Origin of the sequence: Dermabacter hominis NBRC 106157, assembly GCF_001570785.1 — a bacterium.
Taxonomy (GTDB): Bacteria; Actinomycetota; Actinomycetes; order Actinomycetales; family Dermabacteraceae; genus Dermabacter; species Dermabacter hominis.
Genome location: NZ_BCSI01000001.1, coordinates 89174 through 103275, shown reverse-complemented (window position 1 = coordinate 103275; position 14102 = coordinate 89174). Strand labels below are relative to the sequence as shown.

8 protein-coding genes are annotated in these 14102 nt (G+C 61.1%); 4 read left to right on the top strand and 4 right to left on the bottom strand.

Translation table 11 applies throughout. The annotated features are described in order from the left end of the window. Positions 1–106: 106 nt before the first annotated feature. Together DEHOM01_RS00425 and DEHOM01_RS00420 are read right to left on the bottom strand one after the other, a co-directional pair. Positions 107–901, bottom strand: coding sequence for an anaerobic ribonucleoside-triphosphate reductase activating protein (locus DEHOM01_RS00425; RefSeq protein WP_061211023.1), 795 nt, complete (start codon positions 899–901; stop codon positions 107–109). Beyond that, positions 898–2757, bottom strand: coding sequence for a ribonucleoside triphosphate reductase (locus DEHOM01_RS00420; protein ID WP_061211022.1), 1860 nt, complete (start codon positions 2755–2757; stop codon positions 898–900). Before DEHOM01_RS00420 ends, DEHOM01_RS00425 begins: the two co-directional genes overlap by 4 nt. Positions 2758–3674: 917 nt before the next feature. Between DEHOM01_RS00420 and speC the strand changes: the two genes are divergently transcribed. Both speC and potE read left to right on the top strand, forming a co-directional pair. Then, positions 3675–5855, top strand: a complete 2181-nt coding sequence (gene speC, locus DEHOM01_RS00415; RefSeq protein WP_061211021.1) for an ornithine decarboxylase — start codon at positions 3675–3677, stop codon at positions 5853–5855. A 76-nt stretch (positions 5856–5931) separates the two neighbouring features. Further along, on the top strand, positions 5932–7332 hold the full coding sequence (gene potE / locus DEHOM01_RS00410; protein WP_082738610.1) for a putrescine-ornithine antiporter: 1401 nt from the start codon (positions 5932–5934) through the stop codon (positions 7330–7332). Between the two features lie 475 nt (positions 7333–7807). On the opposite strand, the gene lysS is transcribed toward potE, so the two are convergent. After that, positions 7808–9295 (bottom strand): lysine--tRNA ligase, encoded by a 1488-nt coding sequence (gene lysS / locus DEHOM01_RS00405; protein ID WP_061211363.1) that lies wholly within the window; start codon positions 9293–9295, stop codon positions 7808–7810. 299 nt (positions 9296–9594) lie between these two features. Here lysS and DEHOM01_RS00400 point away from each other — a divergent pair, with 299 nt between their 5' ends. Both DEHOM01_RS00400 and DEHOM01_RS00395 read left to right on the top strand, forming a co-directional pair. Next, positions 9595–11148, top strand: coding sequence for an MFS transporter (locus DEHOM01_RS00400; protein WP_061211020.1), 1554 nt, complete (start codon positions 9595–9597; stop codon positions 11146–11148). A gap of 50 nt (positions 11149–11198) precedes the next feature. Then, positions 11199–12188: a GNAT family N-acetyltransferase gene (locus tag DEHOM01_RS00395; RefSeq protein ID WP_061211019.1), complete on the top strand. Its 990-nt coding sequence runs from the start codon at positions 11199–11201 to the stop codon at positions 12186–12188. A 307-nt stretch (positions 12189–12495) separates the two neighbouring features. Here DEHOM01_RS00395 and guaA read toward each other — a convergent pair whose 3' ends face one another. Beyond that, a complete protein-coding gene (gene guaA, locus DEHOM01_RS00390) occupies positions 12496–14100 on the bottom strand; it encodes a glutamine-hydrolyzing GMP synthase (protein ID WP_156468268.1) in 1605 nt (534 codons plus the stop codon). Positions 14101–14102: the final 2 nt, after the last annotated feature.

Below are 14102 nucleotides of genomic sequence, written 5' to 3'. Positions count from 1 at the left end.
GCAGACCCGCGGCCCCAGGCGGCGTACAGGGGCCATCTTGATCAGTGCTCTAGCCCAAAACCGATTCCCCGCAACCCACTCCCGAAGGCACGGCGGAAGGTCGAACCTAGGCACGCGCCTCAACCCGAACACCCACCACGTCGCCCGTCGTCCGTGCGCTGTCGAGCACCGCCTCGAACATTCGATTCCAGCGGGGGCGCTCGGGAAGCGTGCGCGCAAAGGTATCGGACGTACCGTCGGACCTCGCCTGCTGAAAAATCAGCGTTCGCGCTCCCCTCTCCACCCCAGCCTCACGCCAGAGATCGGAGGCGACCTCGACGATGCGCGGGGCGTACGGGGCGAGCACCGGGGTGAGGGTCGTGCGCAGCTCAATCTCTACCCCGGCGCGTGCAAGCGCGAGGAACGACCGCCGCGAGTTCTCCCACACGCGTGCGGCGCCCCGGGTGGCGGGAAGTCCGACGGTTTCTTCGAACACCTCGGGCGGCGCCTTCAAGTCGAAGCCCACCCAGTCAACGAGGGGACCCTGCGCAGCCTGCACTATCGTGTCGATACGCGCAGGAAACGCCCCGCCCGTGTGTAGGCCCGCATGAAAGCCGAGGTCACGCACTTCCTCAAGCGCCGGAACGAGCGCATGCTGCATTGTTGCCTCACCGCCGGAAAACACGACGGCATCAAGGAGACCCCGACGCCTTTCAAGCAGATCGCGAACCTCAAACCATGACACCGCGCCCGGCGTGCGCGGATCGAGAATCGCCCGATTGTGGCAGTAGTGGCACCGCCACGGGCACCCCTGTACGAACAGGGTCGCGGCGAGTTGACCCGGCCAGTCCACGGTCGAAAGTGGCACGAGGCCCGCGATCTGCAGATCCTTGGCCGTGAGCGGGGACGTACGCGCATTCATGCAGGTACGACGGTTGCCGAGCCGGCGTCGGACACCCCGAGGTTTGCGTGCTGCCCGGCCGCCTCTTCCGTGAAGAACTTTCGCTCTTCGAACTCCCCCTTTTTGCCAATGTTGAACGAGCTTACGGGGCGGTGGTAGCCCATTACGCGCGTCCACACCTCGCAGCTTTCGCCGCACGTAGGGCACACGTGGTGTTCGCCCTTGAGGTAGCCGTGGCTCGCGCAGATTGAAAACGTCGGAGTGATCGTGAGGTACGGCAAGTGAAAACGCGTCAGGGCCCGCTTGACGAGTTGTTTCGCCGCCTCGGGCGAACTCATCTGTTCATTCATGTACAGGTGCAAAACCGTGCCGCCCGTGTATTTCGTCTGCAGCTCATCTTGCCATTCCAATGCTTCAAACGGATCGTCGGTCGCACCCACGGGAATTTGCGAGGAGTTCGTATAGTACGGGTTTTCGGCGGTACCCGCTTGAAGGATCTCGGGATAGCGCTCGCGATCCGCTTTCGCGAGGCGATAGGTGGCACCCTCGGCGGGGGTCGCCTCAAGGTTGTAGAGATTCCCGGTTTCTTCCTGGAATTCGACCATTTTCCCGCGAATATGGTCGAGAATCCGCACGCACATCGCGCGCCCCTCATCCGTCACGAGGTTCTGGGCATCACCCGTAAAGTTCCGCACCATTTCGTTCATGCCATTAACCCCGAGCGTCGAGAAGTGGTTGCCGAGGTGGCCCATGTAGCGCTTCGTGTACGGGTATAGTCCGCGATCAATGAGCTCCTGCACCGTCGCGCGCCGCCTCTCGAGAGTGTCTTTACCCAGGTCAAGGAGGTGATCGAGTGCGTCCATAAGTGCTGCTTCATCACCCTTGTGGAGGTAGCCCAGGCGCGCCATATTGATCGTGACCACACCAATCGAGCCCGTGAGCTCAGCGCTTCCAAAAAGACCGTTTCCGCGCTTGAGGAGCTCTCGAAGATCGAGCTGGAGGCGGCAGCACATCGAGCGGATCTGCCCGGGATCAAGCTCCGAGTTGATGAAGTTTTGGAAATACGGCAGGCCATACTTCGCGGTCATCCGGAAAAGACGCTCTGAGTTCGGCGAATCCCAATCAAAGTCTCGCGTGATGTTGTACGTCGGGATTGGGAAGGTGAACACGCGACCATTCGCGTCCCCCTCCGTCATCACGTCGATGTACGCGCGATTAATCAGGTCCATTTCCTCTTGCAGCTCGCCGTACGTAAAGTCGCACACCTCTGAGCCGATAAGCGGATACTGATCCTTGAGGTCGTCCGGGCAGTTCCAGTCAAACGTCAGGTTTGTAAACGGGCACTGGCTTCCCCAGCGACTCGGGACGTTCAGGTTATAGATGAGCTCCTGCATGTTTTGGCGCACCTCTTCGTAGCTCATCGCATCGAGCCTCACAAACGGCGCCATGTAGGTATCGAATGAGCTGAACGCTTGCGCGCCCGCCCACTCATTTTGCAGCGTCCCGAGGAAGTTCACGATCTGCCCGCAGGCACTGGAAAAATGCTTTGGCGGCGCGGAGGCAATCGCGCCCGGTACGCCGTTGAAGCCCTCCTGCAAGAGCGTGCGCAGCGACCAGCCTGCGCAGTACCCCGTGAGCATGTCGAGGTCATGGATATAGAGGTCGCCTTCGCGGTGGGCCTGGCCAGCCTCCGCACTGAAGACCTCATCAAGCCAGTAATTCGCGACCAGCTTGCCCGCAGAGTTGAGCACGAGCCCGCCAACGCTGTAGCCCTGGTTCGCGTTCGCATTCACGCGCCAATCGGCGCGGCCAAGATAATCATTGATCGTCGAAATCGGGTCCACAAGGGTGCGCTCGGCGTGGTGGCGTGCGGGCATGGTGCGCTCCTATCGCAAATGGGGTGGTGTGTTTCGATGTGCCGATGGGCCGCGTGTGCGGAGCTTTCGGCTGCCCACCTAGATTCACTCGCGAGCCGCATATCTTGTGGCGCGACACGCGGAGACCACAACATGTAGTGGTTCCGTGACGGTGTGAGCGGCACAGATCGGGACGAGCGTCCCGGTTGGCGGGCGCCCGGGGCGACTCCTGCCGACGCCTACCGAAAGTGGTGAAAAACGCCCCCAAACCCGCGGATTCCCGCTTCGTAAGGCAACTTTTCACTACTTTCAAGCAAGAGGCCATCGACTAACCAACCAGTCCCCATCCAGAGACCAACCGCTCCAGCACCTTCGCCCCCACCTTCAGCGCCCCGGGCAAAAGAGCGTGCACACCGCTCAACTCCCAACACGTAGGCAATACACCGAGAAGTTTAAATATCCAGAAAAGCGCTCGATTAAGAGAACTACGAGCGACAGATATCGGCGAAGACTGCCCACTTTCAGTCTCACCGTGCAGTTTCAAAGGTGTCACACCACTGACTTAAAGGTGTCGCACCACTGAGACGCCGGCACCCAACCATCCGCAGGCGAGGCAGGCACCGCACTGTGCCCCTAGTCACGATGTCGCGCATGCCACCATCGGGCCCCAAAAACCAAAACTGCAGGCCGCGAAACTGGGAGCGCGCCCATCCATAAAAGGAGCTAGATCACTATTTGGACGAATTTGAACGAGTGCGCGCAACGTTGCACAAAATCCGGCCCCACGCAAATCGCAGACGCGCTCGACGTAAACATCCCGTTACAACAGCAAACGAAGGGACTTAACTCCCTAGAAATGCGCGCGGGGATGGGTGTAGCTTCGAGTTGTCGGACAAAGCTGTGCCGACGAGATTTTCTCCAATGCAAGGAAAGTGAAAATGCTCCGCAGGACTATTGGAGTCAGCGCCGCTCTTCTCGGCTCTGACACAACGATCCATCCGATTCCCGGCTACGAACTGACCGCACTCCAGGGCGGCGACCTCGCGAACATCTCCGCGATCATCCTCGACCAGGATGACATCGACGCGGGTAAGGTTGCCGAGATCAACGAATACGGTTTCGGTATTCCCGTTTTCGCCGCTGTTAAGAGCACCAAGGACACCACTAACCTCGAGGGCCTCCACGGCGTTATCGCCCTCGACGACCTCCAGGGCGACTACTTCGCTCGCCAGATCGCTGCCGCTGCTGACAAGTTCGAGGACGAGGTTCTCCCCCCGTTCTTCGGCGCGCTCACGAAGTACTACAACCGTGGCTTCTCGCCGTTCGACTGCCCCGGCCACCAGGGCGGCCAGTTCTTCCGCCAGCACCCGGCCGGCCGTCGCTTCTTCGACTTCTACGGCGAAGAGCTCTTCCGCACCGACCTTTGTAACGCGGACGTCGCCATGGGTGACCTCCTCATCCACGACGGCCCGCCCGTCCAGGCCACTGAAGCTGCTGCACGCATCTTCAACGCCGACAACACCTGGTTCATCCTCAACGGCACCTCGTCCTCGAACAAGGTTGCTATCAACGCCGTTGTGGGCCCGGACGATCTCGTGCTGTTCGACCGCAACAACCACAAGTCGAACATCCACGGTGGCCTCATCATGGCCGGTGGCAAGCCCGTCTACCTCGAGACTGCTCGTAACGCGTTCGGCCTCATCGGTGGTATCGACGAGCACTGCTTCGAAGAGGACTACATCCGTGAGCGCCTCGAGAAGGTTGCCCCCGAGCGTGCGAAGGACGAGCGCCCGTTCCGCCTCGCCATCATCCAGCTCGGCACCTACGATGGCACGATCTACAACGCCCGCCAGGTTGTCGACAAGATCGGTCACCTCTGTGACTACATCCTGTTCGACTCCGCATGGGTTGGCTACGAGCAGTGGATCGACATCATGAAGGAAGGCTCGCCGATGCTCCTCGAGCTCGACGAGAACGACCCCGGTATCCTCGTGACCCAGTCGGTGCACAAGCAGCAGGCTGGCTTCTCGCAGGCCTCGCAGATCCACAAGAAGGACTCGCACATCAAGGGCCAGGATCGGTACGTGAACTTTGACCAGTTCAACAACTCGTACATGATGCACGCCTCGACGAGCCCCTACTACCCGCTGTTCGCCTCGCTCGACATCAACGCCAAGATGCACGAGAACGGCGCCGGCGAGAAGCTGTGGCACGAAGCCCTCAAGAACTCGATTGAGGCTCGTAAGCTCATCCTCGGCAACCTCAAGATGCTCAAGCCGTTCGTTCCCACCGAGGTCGACGGCAAGCCTTGGGAGTCGTACGACACCGAGACCATCGCTTCGAACCGTAAGTTCTTCGAGTTCCACCCGGGCGAGCAGTGGCACGGCTTCGACAGCTACGTTGAGGGCCAGTACTTCGTCGACCCGATGAAGCTCCTGCTCACCACGCCGGGCCTCATCAACAAGACCGGTGGCTTCGAGTACGAGGACTTCGGCATCCCGGCGAACATTCTCGCGAACTACCTGCGTACGCAGGGCATCGTTCCCGAGAAGTGCGACCTCAACTCGATCCTGTTCCTCCTCACCCCGGCGGACACGATCCAGAAGTACTCGAACCTCGTCGCTGCGCTCCGCCGCTTCGAAGAGGCCGTCGAGAAGGACGTTCCGCTTCAGGAAGTTCTCCCGGAAATTTACGCTGCGCACGAGGACCGCTACCGCGGTTACACGATCCGCCAGCTCTGCCAGGAGATGCACGACTTCTACAAGAACCGCACGGTTGCTCAGCTCCAGAAGGACATGTTCCGCGAGGAGAACTTCCCGAAGGTCGAAATGACCCCCCAGGAAGCAAACGTCGAGTTCATCCGCGGCAACGTCGACTACCTGCCGATCGAAGAGTGCAAGGGCCGCGTTGCGGCCGAGGGCGCTCTTCCCTACCCCCCGGGTGTCGTCGTGGTTGTCCCCGGTGAGGTCTGGGGCGGCCCGCAGTACGACTACTTCATGGCACTCGAAGAGGGCATCAACCAGCTCCCCGGCTTCGCTCCTGAGCTCCAGGGCGTCCACATGGTGACCGAAGACGACGGTCGCCAGCGTGCCTACGGGTACGTCATCCGCAACAAGTAATTTCAGTGCACGGTTGGGGTGGGAGAGTCCCGCTCTCCCACCCCTTCCCCCTGACACGATCTAAAGGTCACATCACATGTCACAGACTCCTCAACGCAAGAAGATGGGCGTTGTCCAGCTCACCATCCTCACGATGGTGAACATGATGGGCTCCGGCATCATCATGCTTCCCACGAAGCTCGCCGAAGTCGGCACCGTCTCCATCCTTTCCTGGCTCGTCACCGCGACCGGCGCTACCCTTCTTGCTTACGCCTTCGCTATGGCAGGCCGCTACTCGAAGCGCCCCGGCGGCATGGGCGGCTACGCTGAATACGCCTTCGGTAAGGCCGGCAACTTCACCGCAAACTTCACTTACTTTATTTCGCTCGTGATCGCGAACATCGCGATCGCGATTTCGGCTGTTGGTTACGCACTTTCGTTCATGCAGATCGACAGCTCGAAGATGGCCAATGGCCCCGTCATCGTCGGCCTCCTCACCATCGCAACCCTCTGGCTCGCAACCGTCCTCAACTTCGGTGGCGCCTCCATCACCGGTAAGATCTCCTCGGTCACCATCTGGGGCGTTATCATCCCGGTGTTCTTCATGTGTATCTTCGGTTGGTTCTGGTTCGATGGCAGCCTCTGGGCAGCCTCATGGAACCCGCACTCGTACAACATGTTCGAGGCCATCAGCATGTCGATCTCGATGACCCTCTGGGCGTTCCTCGGTCTCGAGTCCGCCTCGGCGAACTCCGACGCTGTTGAGAACCCCGAGAAGAACGTTCCCCGCGCGGTGCTCTTCGGCACCATCGGCGCCGCTGTCCTCTACATCGTGTCGACCAACGTCATCGCCGGTATCGTCGACAACGCTGCTCTTGCGTCCTCCGACGGCCCGTTCGGCCTCGTGTTCTCGCAGATGTTCAACCCGCTCATCGGCCGCATCGTTCTTGGCCTCATGGTTATCTCCTGCTTCGGTTCGCTGCTCGGTTGGCAGTTCACCATCGCCGAGGTTGCCCGCTCGATGGCTCTCGTGCGTATGTTCCCGAAGTGGTTCACGAAGCTCTCGAAGAACGGTGCTCCGATCCTCGGTATGGTCATCATTACCGCTGTTCAGACCCTCATCACCTTCATGACCATGAGCCCCGAGCTCTCGAAGCAGTTCGAGGTACTCGTGAACCTCGCAGTGGTCACAAACGTGATGCCGTACATCCTCTCGATGGCTGCGCTTGCCGCGATGATGTTCGCCGAGAAGGTTCCCGCGAAGACGCGTCGCACGACCGTCATCGTCGCCTTCATCTCGCTCCTCTACAGCCTCTACGCTCTCTACGCCGCTGGTGCGGAAGCGTTCGTCGGTGGCTGCCTCGTGACCTTCCTCGGTTGGGGCTTCTTCGGCCTCATCGTTCCGAAGCTCATCAAGCAGGGCGAGATGCACCTCGAGCCCATTGGCACCGACCCGGAGGCGCTCGCCGCTTCCGAGGCCGAGGCTGCACAGGCCTGATTGGCATCGAGCTGGCTTAGCTCACTTTCACTCGAAGCGCTCCCGCTCCCCTCCAAGGGGCGGGAGCGCTTCTTTGCGTACAGCCACTTGCGATTTGCTTTGCCCGCTCGCCGCGCCGAGGTGCAAATGTCGTGGCGACTGGAGATCACTCACATGCCCCCAGCACTCCGATTCGCCACGTCGCGAGGACCACTAACAGGGTTCGAGTGGGAAGAGCGAAAGGAGGGACAAAGAGCAGCAGGACAGGCGGCCACGGGGCTCGCCAGTAGGGCAACGCCAAGTTTGGGGCGGCGTGGGGTGCCCATGAAGCAGGAGGGTCCGACGGTTGCTGAGCAACCGTCGGACCCTAACCCCCATCGCCGGCCCTAGCCTATATTTCCCAGGCACCAATAGCCCGGCCCAACAAACACACGAAAGGCGACCGCCCCGGGACGAATCCCGAAGCGGCCGCCTAACGTTTGCTGCTTACGCTCTCTTATTCCGTAATCGGCTTCACGAGCGGGAACAGAATCGTGTCGCGGATACCGAGGCCGGTGATGGTCTGCAGGACACGGTCGATCCCCATGCCCATTCCGCCTGACGGCGGGAAGCCGTACTCCATGGCATCGCAGAAGTCTTCGTCGTAACGCATTGCGTCCTCGTCGCCGCCAGCGGCGAGCTGCGCCTGCTGCACGAAGCGCTCGCGCTGGATCACCGGATCGGCGAGCTCGGAGTACGCAGTGCCGATTTCCGAACCACGGATGTAGAGATCCCACTTCTCGACGACGCCTTTGCGTTCGCGATGGTCACGGGTGAGCGGGCTGGTCTCAACCGGGTAGTTCATGACGAACACTGGCGCGTAGAGCTCTTCGTCGGGGATGAGGTGCTCCCAAATTTCCTCGACAAGCTTGCCGTGCCCGAGCTTTTCTTCCTCGACCTCAACCTCGAACTTGCGGGCAAGCTCTCGAAGGTGCTCGACGGAGGTTTCGGGCGTGATTTCCTCGCCGGCATGCGTGGACAGGCTCTCGTACAGGTCGATGCGCTTCCATTCGCCACCGAGATCGAATTCGGTTCCGTCGGCGAGCGTGACGAGCGTGGAGCCAGTCGCGGCAATTGCAGCGTTTTGGATGATTTCGCGTGCGAGTTCGGCCATGCCGTTGTAGTCAGAGTAGGCCTGATAGCACTCGAGCATCGTGAACTCAGGCGAGTGGGTAGAGTCGGCGCCCTCGTTACGGAAGTTGCGGTTGATTTCGAAGACGCGGTCAAGGCCACCCACGACAGCGCGCTTGAGGAATAGCTCGGGTGCGATGCGAAGGAACAGCTCCATGTCGAACGCGTTCATGTGCGTCGAGAAGGGGCGAGCCGAGGCGCCCGAAGGGATAGTCTGCAGCATCGGGGTTTCGGCTTCGAGGAAGTCGTGTCCGTGGAGCGTTTGACGGATGGACTGCAGGACGCGCATACGAAGACGCGCGATGCGCTGCGCTTCGGGGTTGGTAATGAGGTCGACGTAGCGGCGGCGCACGCGCACCTCTTCGCTGAGATCGCCGTGAAGGTTCGGCAGGGGGCGAACAGCCTTGGAGGCCATCTCCCAACGGTCGGCGAAAACCGACAGTTCACCGCGGCGAGAGGTGCCAACGGTGCCGTGAACGAAGAGGTGGTCACCGATGTCCACGAGTGAGCGGAAGTCGTTGAACGCCTCTTCACCGATGGCCTTGAAGTTCAGCATGGCCTGGAGGCGGGTGTGGTCGCCAGCCTGGAGAGCAACGAAGATAAGCTTGCCGGTTTCACGGATGTGAAGCACGCGGCCAGCGAGGCCAACGGTTCGGTCGGTCATCTCGCCGGCTTCGAGACCACCAAATTCCTTCACGACTTCGGGAATCGTGGTCGTAAGTTCCACACTCACCGGGTAGGGGTGGCGTGCGTTGCCCTCGAGCATTTCCGAACGCTTGCGCATTCGAACCGCACGCTGATCCGAGCTGGGCATCTGAGCCCCGTCTGTTTGGCCACCATTCAGTTCAGGCACAACGATCGTTTCCTTTTCACGTGTACTGCGTTTTAGTCGTGTGACACCGGGGTTTATGCCGCCGGTGAGTACCGCGATTTTATCACTCGGGTGAGCCTGGGAAGCGGGCCCACCACGGGCTGGAATGGGCGTGAGCAGGCCGGGTCTTGGGAGTCCGACGGATGCCTGCGAAACGATGTTCCCCACATCGACGGGCCGCACGGTCACTCGTTCAGATATACTGGATCCATAAACTAAAGATTTAAAGACGGTGTATAGAAATGTCGTGGAGAGCGCGCTGGGCTGCCCTAGTCGTCGTTCTGTTGCCAGTTTTCCTGATCAGTATCGATGTCACGGTTCTGAGCATCTCGCTCCCGGGCATCTCGCAGGATCTCCATCCGTCGGCAAACGAACTTCTGTGGATCGTCGATTCGTACTCGTTTGTGCTCGCGTGTCTGCTCATTGTGATGGGCAAGTTTGGTGACAGTTTCGGGCGGCTTCGTCTTTTGATGTGGGGCTCTGCCCTCTTCGGCGCGGCCTCTATATTGTCGGGCTTTAGCACCTCGTCGCTCATGCTGATCGTGGGCCGTTCCCTCCAGGGACTCGGTGGCGCGACTCTCATGCCGTCGACGCTCGGCATGATCCGCCACATTTTCCAGAAGCGTTCGGAGAGGCGTCTCGCGCTTGCACTGTGGTCGGCAGCATTTTCTAGCGGTAGTGCGATTGGCCCGCTTCTCGGCGGCATCTTGCTCGAGGTCGCGAACTGGCGGTACGTGTTCTTTATTAACGTGCCGATCGTGATCGTCTTCGTGATCCTCGCGAGGCTTTACGTTCCCGAGTCAGACCTCGAGGAGGCCGAGCGCATCGACCTTCTCTCCCCCGTGCTGCTGATCGCGTCGATCTTTGCGCTCGTGCTGAGCTTCAAGCTTCTCATTGACGATTTCGCGATCTGGCAGGTAGGGCTCTTGGTCGCTGGTGCGGCGGGTCTTGCGCTCTTTTGGCGTCGCCAGTACGTTGTCGCGAACCCGATTCTCGACGTGGATGTGGTCTCGGAGCCGACGTTCCGCTCGGCAACACTCATTAATGGCATCGCGTATTTCATCACGATTGGCACGCTGTTCTTCTTCCCGCAATACCTCATGGTCGTTTCGGGACTGTCGCCGATCGAGGCGGGTCTGTGGGCGCTTCCGATGGTCGTGGCGACGATTCTTGGCGCGCTCATTTCCCCGATCTTTGCTCGAAAGTTCCGGTCGAACCAGCTCGTGGCTCTCGGCCTTTTCACGTGCGGCATGGGCTGCCTTTCGGTGCCGCTGCTCGTGACCGTCCACTTCAACCCGTTCTTCTACTTCCTGTGCACGTTCCTCATCGGTCTTGGTATCGGGTTCTCGGAGCCGCTCACGAACGACACGATTCTGTCGTCGGCCCCGGACAAGGAGGCCGGCTCCGTTTCGGCGATTTCCGAAACGGCGTACGAGCTTGGCGGGGCGCTGGGCACTGCGGTTCTTGGTGGCGTGGGGATGCTCGCTTATCGCCTCTCCCTGTCCTCGCGCGAAGTTGGCCTCGGTGTTTCGGATCAGGTGCTTGAGGAGGCTAAGCAGACGATCGGGTCAGCGACGGTCCTGGCCGAGCCGGGCAATTCTGCGAACCCGGATATGGCTTGGAATCTTGCAAAGGCGTCGTTCGTTGATGGGCAGAATGCCGCGATGTATCTCGCTGGCATTGCGGCCTTTGCCGCGACCATTATTGCGCTGCGTGGCATGCGCGCCGAACTGCATTTGAGGCTTCAGGACAAGCTCGGCGCAAAACCCCCGCAGGAGTCCCCTGACCTGCAGTAATGGACTTTTCAACACAGTTTTGGTGCAGGTCTTTGCTCTAGGCTGAAGCCATGGCTTTCGTCGATACTCCCACCCCCGCCGATTACCCCGCTATCGCCCTTATTGCTAGGGATCTTTTGCGCGCCTCTGATCCTTCCGAGGTGTTCGACGGCACCGACCTCATCAACACTATTGAGGCGGGACACCCTGCAATGGTGGTTCGCGAATCACGCGATTCTGGCGAGGAACCGGCACCGGTTGTGGCGTACGCGATGGTGCACGATCACGCTCGGGGTCGCATCGATGCGAAGTGGGCTGTGCGTCGTGGCGATGAACTCTATATCGCGCATGCCGCGCGCTGCCTGGAGTGGATCGAGAAGCAGGCCCGCATGCTTGGCGAGAAGCGCGGCGAGGAGGGCTTCGTGATCGTCACGGAGGTCGGCCCGGGTGATTTTATCCGCGCGGAGGCTCTCGCTGACGCCGGCTTTACGAAAGCGCGCACCTGGGTGGTGATGGACCAGGACATCCCCGCGCGTGTGCAGGAAATTCACGATCGGGAGTCCGACGCTTCCCTGGCTCCCCGCGTGGCTGCAAATGTTCGCGTTCGCACCCTTGCCGACGTTGAGGATCGCCGCGCTGCCCACGCTGCTCTTGAGCATGCTTTTGAGGATCACTTCAATCATTTCGAGGAGAGCTTCGACGAGTGGTGCGAGCGCACAGATCTGTATGCGCATCACGAGTGGGACCGCGACCTTTTGGCTGAGCTCGTTCCCGCGGATGGTTCGGCACCGATGGTGATCGGCACGCTCATGACGTCGTGGCTTCCCGAGTCGAAGACGGCCCACGTGGAGTATCTCGGCGTGACGCGCGAGGGCCGCGGCAAGGGAGCGGCGCACGCGCTGCTCGATGCGTTCTACCTGCTTGCCATGGAACATGGCTATGGCCGGGGGGAGCTCTTTGTGGACGCCGATTCTCCCACGGGGGCAAATCTCGCCTACGAGAAGATGAATTGGCGCCAGGATTTCCTCAAGGAGACGTGGCACAAGGAAATCACTCTCTAGCCCCTCGCACCGCCCCACCCCTCACCCTGCGGGCTCCTTCTTCCCTCACCCCGCGGCCGTCTTCTTCCCTGCGGAAGTGGTGAAAAACGGCGTCGGAGGTCCAGATATCAACGTGAGGTGGCGATTTTTCACCACCTTCGAGAAGAGACGGCGGAAAGTGGGCAACGAGGCGACCCCCGGTAGCCCAGGGACCCGGAGCCAAGGAAAGTCGACTACAAGGCTCCCCAATGCGCTGGTCGGGGAAACTCCCCCTGGGCATGGCAAAGGGCCCGCTCCCCATAGGAGCGGGCCCTCTACTACCACGGGATCACTCCCACTCGATCGTGCCCGGCGGCTTGCTCGTCACATCGAGGGTTACGCGGTTAATGCCATCAACCTCGTTCGTGATGCGCGTCGAGATTTTCGACAGAACATCGTAGGGAACCTTCGCCCAGTCGGCGGTCATTGCGTCGTCCGACGTCACCGGTCGAAGAACAATGGGGTGGCCGTACGTGCGGTGGTCGCCCTGCACGCCAACGGAGCGCACGTCGGCGAGGAGCACGACGGGGCACTGCCAAATGTCGCGGTCGAGGCCAGCGAGGGTCATCTCTTCGCGGGCGATAGCGTCGGCGGCGCGGAGGGTATCGAGTCGCTCCTTCGTGATCTCGCCGATGATGCGAATGCCGAGGCCCGGGCCGGGGAACGGCTGGCGCCACACGATTTCGTCGGGCAGGCCGAGCTGGGTGCCGACGGTGCGCACTTCATCCTTGAACAGCTGGCGAAGCGGCTCCACAAGTTCGAAGGTCAAATCGTCGGGAAGCCCACCGACGTTGTGGTGGCTCTTGATGTTGGACGTGCCGTCGCCGCCGCCCGACTCCACAACGTCGGGATAGAGCGTGCCCTGCACGAGGAAGGCTTTGCGGCGAGCCTGGTCGCCGTCAACAACACCCTGCTCGCGCAGAATGTCTTCCTGCGCCTGCTCGAATACACGGATGAACTCACGGCCGATGATCTTGCGTTTTTGCTCGGGGTCGGTGACGCCCGCGAGCGCGGTGAGGAAGCGTTCTTCGGCGTCGACCACGACGAGTTTCGCGCCGCCCGTTGAGCCGCTGAAGGCGCGCTCAATTTCTTCGGATTCGCGAAGGCGCATGAGGCCGTGGTTGACGTACACGCACGTGAGGCGATCGCCGATCGCACGCTGGACGAGGGCCGCGGCAACGGCGGAGTCGACGCCGCCGCTCAGGGCGCAGATGGCGGTGCCGTCTTCACCGATCTGGGCGCGGATCAGCTCGACCTGTTCGTCGATGACGTTGGACATCGTCCATTCGGGCTTGATGCCGGCGCCGCGGTAGAGGAAGTTCTCGAGGATTTCTTGGCCGCGCTCGGAGTGCTTGACTTCGGGGTGCCACTGGACGCCGAAGATGCGCCGTTCGCGATTCTCGAATGCGGCAACGGGCGAGCCCGCCGAAACGGCGATCACGTCGAAGCCTTCGGGCGCTTCGTGAACGCTGTCGCCGTGGCTCATCCACACGTTCTGGTTGAGGTCTTGATCGGCAAGCAGAACGGAATCGCCCTGAATTTCAGTGAGCAGGGTCGCGCCGTACTCGCGGGTGCCCGTAGGGGCGACCGTCCCGCCGAGGGCCTGCGCGATCGCCTGGAAGCCGTAGCACAGGCCGAGTACCGGAATACCCGCCTCGAGGAGCGCGGGGTCGAGCTTCGGAGCGCCGTCGGCATACACGGAGCTGGGGCCGCCGGAGAGGATGAGCGCTTTGGGGTTCTTCGCGAGGATTTCGCTCGCGCTCATCGAGTTCGGGACGACCTCGGAGTAAATGTTCGCTTCGCGGACCCGGCGCGCGATGAGCTGCGCGTATTGCGCACCAAAATCGACGACGAGGACCGGGTCTTGCTGGGTGCTGAGCTGGTTGTCGTTCATCA

What these genes read in the sequence shown, in the direction of transcription:
- DEHOM01_RS00425 (WP_061211023.1), bottom strand. Translation starts at nt 901, where the DNA reads ATGAATGCGCGTACGTCCCCGCTCACGGCCAAGGATCTGCAGATCGCG.
- DEHOM01_RS00420 (WP_061211022.1), bottom strand. Translation starts at nt 2,757, where the DNA reads ATGCCCGCACGCCACCACGCCGAGCGCACCCTTGTGGACCCGATTTCG.
- speC (WP_061211021.1), top strand. Translation starts at nt 3,675, where the DNA reads ATGCTCCGCAGGACTATTGGAGTCAGCGCCGCTCTTCTCGGCTCTGAC.
- potE (WP_082738610.1), top strand. Translation starts at nt 5,932, where the DNA reads ATGTCACAGACTCCTCAACGCAAGAAGATGGGCGTTGTCCAGCTCACC.
- lysS (WP_061211363.1), bottom strand. Translation starts at nt 9,295, where the DNA reads ATGCCCAGCTCGGATCAGCGTGCGGTTCGAATGCGCAAGCGTTCGGAA.
- DEHOM01_RS00400 (WP_061211020.1), top strand. Translation starts at nt 9,595, where the DNA reads ATGTCGTGGAGAGCGCGCTGGGCTGCCCTAGTCGTCGTTCTGTTGCCA.
- DEHOM01_RS00395 (WP_061211019.1), top strand. Translation starts at nt 11,199, where the DNA reads ATGGCTTTCGTCGATACTCCCACCCCCGCCGATTACCCCGCTATCGCC.
- guaA (WP_156468268.1), bottom strand. Translation starts at nt 14,100, where the DNA reads ATGAACGACAACCAGCTCAGCACCCAGCAAGACCCGGTCCTCGTCGTC.